Below are 8,575 nucleotides of genomic sequence, written 5' to 3' on the forward strand. Positions count from 1 at the left end.
GGGTCAGCCGGCGTGCCATCACCTCGACCATCGACCATCGGATCATCGCGACCGCGCTGGCGGGTTTCGTCTCGTAGTCCCGGGCCAGACGCCGGTGCAGCATGAAGATCCCGAAGGTCTGCTCGACGACCCACCGTTTCGGCAGCGGGGTGAACCCCCGCGCTTCGGCCGGCCGTCCCACGATCTCCACATCGATTCCCAACCCGGCGCCGTGCTCGATCACCGTGGTCTTGAACCCGGCGTCCACCCACGCCTTACGCACCGACGGAGCGGTCGCGGCGACCCGGTCCAGCAACGCGGTACCGATGAGGTTGTCGTGGACGCTCGCGGCGACCACGACCACCGCGATCAGCAGACCGAGGGTGTCGGTGGCGATCCCGCGTTTACGTCCCGGGCTTCGTTTCCCCGGGTCCAGGCCGGTGGTCTCCCGAGGGGCGTTGGTCGAGGCCCGCACGGTCTGGGAGTCCAGCACGACCGCGCTCGGGTCCGCGCGGCGGTGGTGGTGTTCGCGGACCTGCCAGCGCAGCAGGTCGTGGATCGTCTCGGTGGTTCCGTCATCGCGCCACCGGCCGAAGTAGTAGCACACCGCGGAGGTGGAGGGCAGGTCGTGGGGGAGGTACCGCCACTGGCAGCCGGTCCTGGCCTGGTAGAGGATCGCGTTCACGATCTCCCGCAGAGCGTAGCGGCCCTGATGCCCGCTGGCCGAGGGGTGCCGGGCCTTCCACGCGGTCAGGACCGGACGGATCAGCTCCCACGCCTCGTCGGAGAGATCGCTGGGGTACGGCTTACGTTCCACCATGTCTTCCAGCAGAACGCACCAGCCCCCACACGCAACACGATCAACCCCGCACGCCAGACATCACCTCAACCCGAAACCCAGCGAACCCGTACAGAACACCCTCTGAGTTCGGCCAGGCGGAGGTCAGGGCGGCTGACGGGTCGTCCGCGCTGGTCCAGGTACGACATCCGAACCTCAACCCGTTGTTACAGGCGGGCAGCTCCGCCGTGATCTACAGCTATGACCCTGCCGGCGAGTTCTTCTGGGTGAGCCCGCTGGACTTCACCCGTGAACTGGACCGCGACCTCCCCGCGGCCGACTGAGAGCGTAGGAAAGAAGATGAGCCTCATCGCGATAGTCCTGGGCGTGTTGTTCGGTGTTGTCATTCTTGTTGCGCTGGGCGCACTCGTCGCGGTCAGCCGGCTGTCCCGCCGGGTAGAGCAGGGAAAGGCCCTCATCATCTCGCGGTCCAAGAAGGTCGATGTCACCTTCACCGGTGGGATCGTGTTACCGATCCTGAACCGCGCGGAGGTGATGGACATCTCCGTCAAGACGATCGAGATCCGGCGGACCGGCCGGGAGGGGCTGATCTGTCGGGACAACATGCGGGCGGACATCCGCATCACGTTCTTCGTCCGGGTCAACAAGACCGTCGAGGACGTCATCAAGGTGGCGCAGGCGATCGGCACCGCGCGGGCCAGTGACCAGACGACACTTCAGGAGCTCTTCAACGCCAAGTTCTCGGAAGCGCTGAAGACCGTCGGCAAGCAGTTCGACTTCGTCGACCTCTACACGAAGCGCGAGGATTTCCGCGACCAGATCATCCAGGCCATCGGCCGCGATCTGAACGGCTACAGCCTGGAGGACGCCGCGATCGACTTCCTCGAGCAGACCCCGATGTCCCAGCTCGACCCGGCCAACATCCTCGACGCCCAGGGCATCCGGAAGATCACCGAGCTCACCGCGATCGAGCATGTCCGTACCAACGAGTTCCAGCGCCAGGAGGAGAAGGAGGTCACCCGCCAGGACGTCGAGGCGCGGGAGACGATTCTCGAGCTCGAGCGGCGGCAGGCCGACGCCGAGACCAGGCAGGAGCAGGAGATCGCGACGTTGCGGGCTCGGGAGGAGGCGGAGACCGCCCGGGTGCAGGCCGAGGAACGGCTGAAGGCCACCTCCGCGGCGCTGCGCGCCGACGAGCAGCTCGGCATCCAGCGGGAGAACCAGGCCCGGGAGATCGCCGTCGCGGAGAAGAACCGGGAGCGGGTCATCGCCATCGAGACCGAGCGGATCGAGAAGGACCGCCAGCTCGAGGTCATTGGCCGCGAGCGGGAGACCGAGCTGTCCCGGGCTGCCAAGGACAAGGAACTGGAAGTGCAGAAGCAGGCGGTCGCCGAGGTGCTCCGCGACCGGATCGCGGTGGAGCTGACGGTCGCCGAGCAGGAGGAGGGCATCAAGCGGCTGCGGGCCGTCGAGGATGCCGAGCGGCTGCGGCAGGCGCTGGTGATCGAGGCGGAGGCCGAGGCCCAGCAGGCTCTCGTCAAGGACATCAAGGCGGCCGAGGCCGCCGAGGAGGCCGCCGGCCACCGGGCGCGGGAGACGGTGGTCCTCGCCGAGGCCCGGCAGCGGGCTGCCGATCTGGACACCCGCGCCAAGATCCAGCTGGCCCAGGGCCTGCAGGCCGAGGCCGCCGCCAAGGGGCTGGCCGCGGCCACGGTGCGGGAACGGGAGGCGGAGGCGATCGAGAAGGTCGGTCGGGCCGAGGCCGTGGTCGACCGGGAGAAGGCGCTGGTCGCCGCGACGGCGATCCGGGAGCGGCTGCGGGGTGAGGCCGACGGCCTCACCGACAAGGCGGCGGCGATGGCGGCGTTGGACGAGGCGAGCCGGGGCCACGAGGAGTACCGGCTGCGGCTGGAAGCGGAGAAGGAGATCCGGCTCGCCGGCCTCGACATCCAGCGTCGGATCGCCGAGTCCCAGGCCGTGGTGCTGGCCGCCGGGCTGGAGAACGCCGACATCGACATCGTCGGTGGCGAGAGCATGTTCTTCGACCGGCTGCTGAGCTCGATCACCATGGGCCGGGCGGTGGACGGCTTCGTCGACCACTCCGCCGTCGTCGGAGGCCTGGCGGGCAACTGGCTGGACGGCTCGGCGGACTTCACCGCGGATCTGACGCGGGTGCTCGGTTCGCTGGGCTCCGGTGACGTCCAGAACCTCACGGTGTCGGCGCTGCTCCTGCAGATACTCAAGGGGGGCGGCCTGGACGCCGACAGGCTGCGGGAGCTGGCGGACGTGGTCGCCGGCGCGGCGCAGCCTGAGGGCACGCCCGCCGTGACGAAGAGGGTCGACACCGCCGCGAAGCCCACTGTCACCGGTCCCGCCAGCGGCCGTGGCACCACCCGCTGAGGCCGGCAGCGTGGCTCCGGCCCCGACCGAGCAGGGCGCTGCCGACCGGGGGAGTGCTGCCGACCAGGGGAGTGCTGCCAACCGGGGGAGTGCTGCCGACCGGGAGAGCTACGAGGTGCTGCGGGCCCGGTTGGCCGAGCAGGCGGCGGAGCTGACCCACCGGGCCGACACCCTCAACGCCCGCCGGCTGGCGGTGTTCGGCGGCACCGGGCTCCGGCTGCTCGGCACCGAACAGGTCAGCACCCGACGTCCCTGTGTGCCACAGGACATCGTGGCGCTCGGTGACTGTCTGCTGCTCGGCAGCAATATGTCCGCCGCCCTGGCCCTCCCCACCGCCCTTCCCGCGGCCCTTCCCGTCGGTGCCACGCCCGACGGGAAGGAACCGGCGGTGGTCACCGACGTCCTGTCACTGCACCGTCTGGTCCGGGCTGCCGCCGCCGAAGGGGTTGCGGGGACCGAAGGGGCTGCGGGGGCCGCCGGCTCCCGGTTTCGGTTCGACGGCGTGAGCGCGGACGGGAGAGCCGACGCCGACGCGGGCCCGGGCGGGGACGTCCTGCCCGACGTCCTGCATGACCCGACGCTTCACCGTGACTTCGGCGAGCTCTACCGGTACTACCGCGGCACCCGGCTGCTCCGGCTCCGCCGCCTCGACGACAGAGTGCTCGCCGTCTTCCAGACCGGCCGCCGACCGGAGGACATCCGCGTGCTGCGGTGGCGGGCCGGCACCCGCGGCACCGCCGACTACCTGGACAATCTCGGCGAGCGGGACCACGTGCTCCCGCCGGCGCACGACCTCGACTGGATCGCCACCAGCCGCGACGATCACGTGTTGGGACGGCACTCGCACGTCTCGGTGCAGGGGGCCGTGTTCGTCTCCACCGTCGGTGGGGCCCTCACCGTCAAGGCCGAGAACGACACCGAAAGCGCCGACGGGATCTACCGCGAGCCCGTCGACGAGCCGCTGCAGAGCCTGGCCGACGCCGAGATCCAGCATGCCCGGGTCGGACCGCTGGTCCTGCTGCGGATCCGGCCGTACAAGGAGACCGGGTGGCGGTACCTGGTGTTCAACACCCGCAACGACCGGGTGGTGCGCCTCGACGGGATCGGGCAGGGATGCCGACGGCTGCCCGCGGAGCAGGGGATCATCTTCGCCGACGGCTACCACCTGACCACCGGGACCGTTCGCGCCTTCGGCACCGACTCGTCCGACCTGGAGTTCGACCGGGTCATCCACGCGCCCGGCGGGGAGGACGTGCTCTACGTCTTCCACGCCCGGAGCACGGGCCGGTTTCTCCTGCTGCCCTACAACGTGATCCGCCAGGATGTCGCGACGCCGCTCGCCTGCCACGGCTACGCCCTCTTCGGCGACGGCACCCTGGTACTGCTGCGAACCCCGCCCGCGGAGCCCGTCCGCACCCACACTGTGCAGATCTGGCGGACGCCGTACGGGCACACAGCCGAGTCCGCGACCGTGACGGGCAGTGGGCCGCTGGAGCGGATCGGTAACGCGGACCTGGTGCGGGGGATCTCGGACTGCATCTCGGTGGCACGCCTGGTGGCGGAGATGACGCCCTCCCGTGCCGTGCTCGACGCGCTGATCGGGGCCTGTAGCCGGGCGTTCGACCGGTACTACTGGCTGGGCGACGCGGACCTCGCCGATCTCGGCGCGCCGCTCGCCGAGGTCCGGGCCACCGCCGAGCGGGTGCTCGAGGAGTTCGAGACGGTCCAGGCGCTTACCGAGGCGGCCCGGGCCACGCTGGCCGACGCCGCCGCCGATGGAGAGGCCCTGCTCCGGCGCGTCCGCGACGAGACGCCGCAGACCGCCGGCGCGGCCGTGGCGGCGCTCGCCGATCTGCGCCGGGCCCAGGGCCGCCTGGTCGCGCTGCGCGACGTCCGCTATGTGGACCTCGCGCGGATCGACGCGCAGGCGGCCGAGCTGGACGCCGGGATCACGGCCGCCGGCCGGCGCGCGGTGGAGTTCCTGCAGGGCGATGACGCCTTCGCCGACCACCACGCGGAAACCGACCAGCTGGCCGCGCGGGCGGCAGCCATCGCGAGCGTCGCGGCCGCGGCACCGATCGCCGAGCGGCTCGCCGAACAGAACGCCGGCCTGGAGACCGTCGTCGAGATCGTCACCGGCCTCGACATCGTCGACACCGCCGCGCGGACCCACCTCCTGGACCGGATCGGCGGGGTCTTCGCCGAGACCAACAGGGTGCGGGCCATCCTGGACGCCCGCCGCGGGCAGCTGTTCGCCATCGAGAGCCGGGCCGTGTTCGCGGCCGAGTTCGCACTGCTCGGCCAGGCCGTCACCGCCGCGCTGGCGATCGCCGACACCCCCGAGCGCTGCGACGAACAGCTGGGACGGCTGCTCGTCTCACTGGAACGACTGGAATCGCGCTTCGGTGACTCCGACGACGCCGGCGCCGAGCTCGCGGCCCGGCGGGCCGACCTCTACGACACGTTCTCCGCCCGCCGCCAGGAGCTGGTGCAGGCGCGGACGCGGCGGTCCGGCCGGCGAGCCGACTCCGCCGGCCGGATCCTGGCCAGCATCCGTCGTCGCTGCGTGGACCTGCGCTCGCTCGACGAGATCAACACCTACTTCGCGACCGACCCGATGGTGACCACGGTGCACGGCATCGTCACCGAGCTGCGTTCTCTCGGTGAGCAGATCCGCGCGGACGAGATCGCCGGGCGGGTCGAGGCAGCGCGTCTGGACGCCCGCCGGGCGCTGCGCGACCGGGTCGACCTCCACGAGGGCGACGCGGTCATCCGCCTCGGGCGTCACCTGTTCACGGTCAACACCCAGCCGGTCGACCTCGCTCTCGTCCCCGACGGGGACGACCTGGCGTTCGTGGTCACCGGGACGGACTACCGCCGCCCGGTCCGCGCCGCGTCCTTCGCGCAGACCCGGCCGTTCTGGGATCAGCCGCTGCCGTCGGAGTCACCCCAGGTGTACCGGGCCGAGTACCTGGCCACCCGGATCCTCGCCGACGCGGTGGCCGGTGCCGGCGGGTTGTCCGTCGCCACGCTGGTCGAGGCGGCGGACACCGAGAGCGATCTGCTCGAGCTGGTGCGCCGGACGGCCGGGGGCCGCCACGACGAAGGGTACGAGCGCGGCGTCCACGACCGGGACGCCGCCACGATCCTCGCCGCGCTGGCCCGGTCCTACCGGCAGGCGGGGCTGCTGCGTTACCCGTCGGCCGTGCGGGCAGCCGCGCAGCTGTTCTGGGCCTACGGCACCGACGACGCCGGCCGTGCGGCCTGGGGCCGTCGGGCCGCGTCGCTGGCCCGGGCGCGGGCCGCGTTCCGCCCCGCCCGACAGCCAGGCTCGCCCAGCCAGATCGGCGACCTGTGCGCCGAGCTTGCCACTGCCGTGGCCCAGTTCCTCACCGGCACCGGCACCAGGAGCGGCATCGGCACCAGGAGCGGCACTGGCGCCGGCCGCGCGCACCCGACCGCCCTCGCCGACCTGACCGTCCTCGCCGACCTGACCGCCCTCGCCGACCTGACCGTCCTCGTCGAGCAGATCGGCGGCGTCGACATCGTGGGGGAGTACCTGTTCGAGGAGCTCGCCGGCGAGCCCGCCGGGTTCGTGACCAGCGCTGCCGCGCGCGAGCTGCACACCCGCTTCCGGAAGGCGCTCGGAGAGCTGGGCGTCAGCGACAGCTTCGACCACGATCTGCGGGCCTTCGACGACGACCTGGCGGCCCGCTATCAGCTCGCGGCAGCCTGGCTGGGCACCTTCCAGACAGCCAGCACCCCTGACGCCGAAGACGCCGAAGACGCCGAAGACGCCGAAGACACCGCGGACACCCCTGACGCCGAAGACACCGCGGACGTCGCGGATGCCTCGGGCACCACGAACGCCGCGGGCCCCCGGGATTCCGCGGGTGGCCCGGCCGACATCCCGGAGGCGGTCGCCGTACTGGTCTGCGGCTCGAGGCTGCCCCGGCACGACTCGTCGGCGCGGCTGGCAACCAGCGTCGACGGCCTGCTCGGCAGCCACCCGCGCATCGATGACGGACGGCTTGAGTTACGTCTCGACGAGACCCTGGCGCGCACCCGCCGGTTCCACGCCGAACGGGTCCCCGCCTACCGCGCCTACCGGCGGGAGCGGGACGAACTGATCTCCCAGGAGCGCCAGCGGCTGCGGTTGGACGAGTACCAGGCGACGGTGCCGGCCAGCTTCGTCCGCAACCGTCTCGTCGACGAGGTCTACCTGCCGCTCGTCGGCGCGAACCTGGCCCGCCAGCTCGGCACCGCGGGCGAGGACACCCGTCCCGACCGGATGGGCCTGCTGCTGCTCGTCTCGCCGCCCGGCTACGGCAAGACCATGCTGATGGAGTACGTGGCGAGCCGCCTCGGCCTGGTGTTCGTGAAGGTCGACGGCCCGGCGCTCGGCGGCGCCATCAGCTCGCTCGACCCCGCCGCCGCACCCGACGCGGCCGCCCGGCGGGAGATCGAGAAAATCGCCTTCGCGCTCGAGCTGGGCAGCAACGTGCTGCTCTATCTGGACGACATCCAGCACACCACTCCCGAGCTGCTGGAGAAGTTCATTCCGCTGTGCGACACCCAGCGTCGGATGGACGGCGTCTGGGACGGCCAGACCCGCACCTACGACCTGCGGGGCAAACGCTTCGCCGTATGCATGGCGGGCAACCCCTACACCGAGTCCGGGGGACGGTTCCGCGTGCCGGACATGCTCGCCAACCGCGCCGACGTGTGGAACCTCGGCGACGTCCTCTCCGGCCGGGACCAGCTTTTCGCCCGCAGTTACCTGGAGAACGCGGTCACGTCCAACCCGGTGCTGGCTCCGCTCGCCGGCCGCGAGCACGCCGACCTGGAACTTCTGATCCGGATGGCGGAGGGTGACCCGTCGGCGCGGCCTGACCGGCTCAGCCATCGGTATCCGCAGGCCGAGCTGGACCAGATTCTTGCCGTGCTGCGAAAGCTGGTGCGGGTCCAGCAGGTCGTGCTCGCCGTCAACCGCGCCTACATCGCCTCGGCCGGGCAGGACGACGCGGCCAGGACCGAACCGCCCTTCCTGCTGCAGGGCTCCTACCGGAACCTGAACAGGCTGGCGGAGCGCATCGTCCCGGTGATGAACGACGAGGAGCTGGACGCCCTGATCCATGACCACTACCTCGCCGAGGCACAGACCCTCACCTCCGGCGCGGAGGCGAACCTGCTCCGGTTCGCCGAGCTGCGCGGTTCCCTGACCGTGGATCAGGCCGCCCGCTGGGCCGACGTGAAGGCCCGCTACCAGCGGAGCCGGGACACCCGCTGACACCCCCCAGCGGGCGGCCTGATCCCTGACTCCTATACACATATCCGAGCCCACGAGACCAGCGAGGATATCGAATGCAGTCTTCGCCTCGACAAAAAGAAAAAAAA

At 71.2% G+C, this 8,575-nt stretch carries 3 protein-coding genes; 2 read left to right on the top strand and 1 reads right to left on the bottom strand.

Annotated features, from left to right (window positions below):
- Nucleotides 1-799 (bottom strand): IS5 family transposase (locus AB1460_RS34215; RefSeq protein WP_368966473.1); only part of this gene is annotated, 799 nt, incomplete at its 3' end.
- A 318-nt stretch (nt 800-1,117) separates the two neighbouring features.
- Here AB1460_RS34215 and AB1460_RS34220 point away from each other — a divergent pair.
- Together AB1460_RS34220 and AB1460_RS34225 are read left to right on the top strand one after the other, a co-directional pair.
- Nucleotides 1,118-3,178: an SPFH domain-containing protein gene (locus AB1460_RS34220; RefSeq protein ID WP_368966475.1), complete on the top strand. Its 2,061-nt coding sequence runs from the start codon at nt 1,118-1,120 to the stop codon at nt 3,176-3,178.
- Nucleotides 3,179-3,188: 10 nt separating this feature from the next.
- Entirely contained in the window at nt 3,189-8,468 is a 5,280-nt protein-coding gene (locus AB1460_RS34225; protein ID WP_368966476.1) for a DNA repair ATPase, read from the top strand.
- The last annotated feature ends 107 nt before the right edge of the window (nt 8,469-8,575 follow it).

This window comes from Parafrankia sp. FMc2, assembly GCF_041008525.1.
In the GTDB taxonomy this organism is placed as follows: Bacteria; Actinomycetota; Actinomycetes; order Frankiales; family Frankiaceae; genus Parafrankia.

Coding starts and splice junctions, on each gene's coding strand:
- AB1460_RS34220 (WP_368966475.1), top strand. CDS start 1,118: ATGAGCCTCATCGCGATAGTCCTGGGCGTGTTGTTCGGTGTTGTCATT.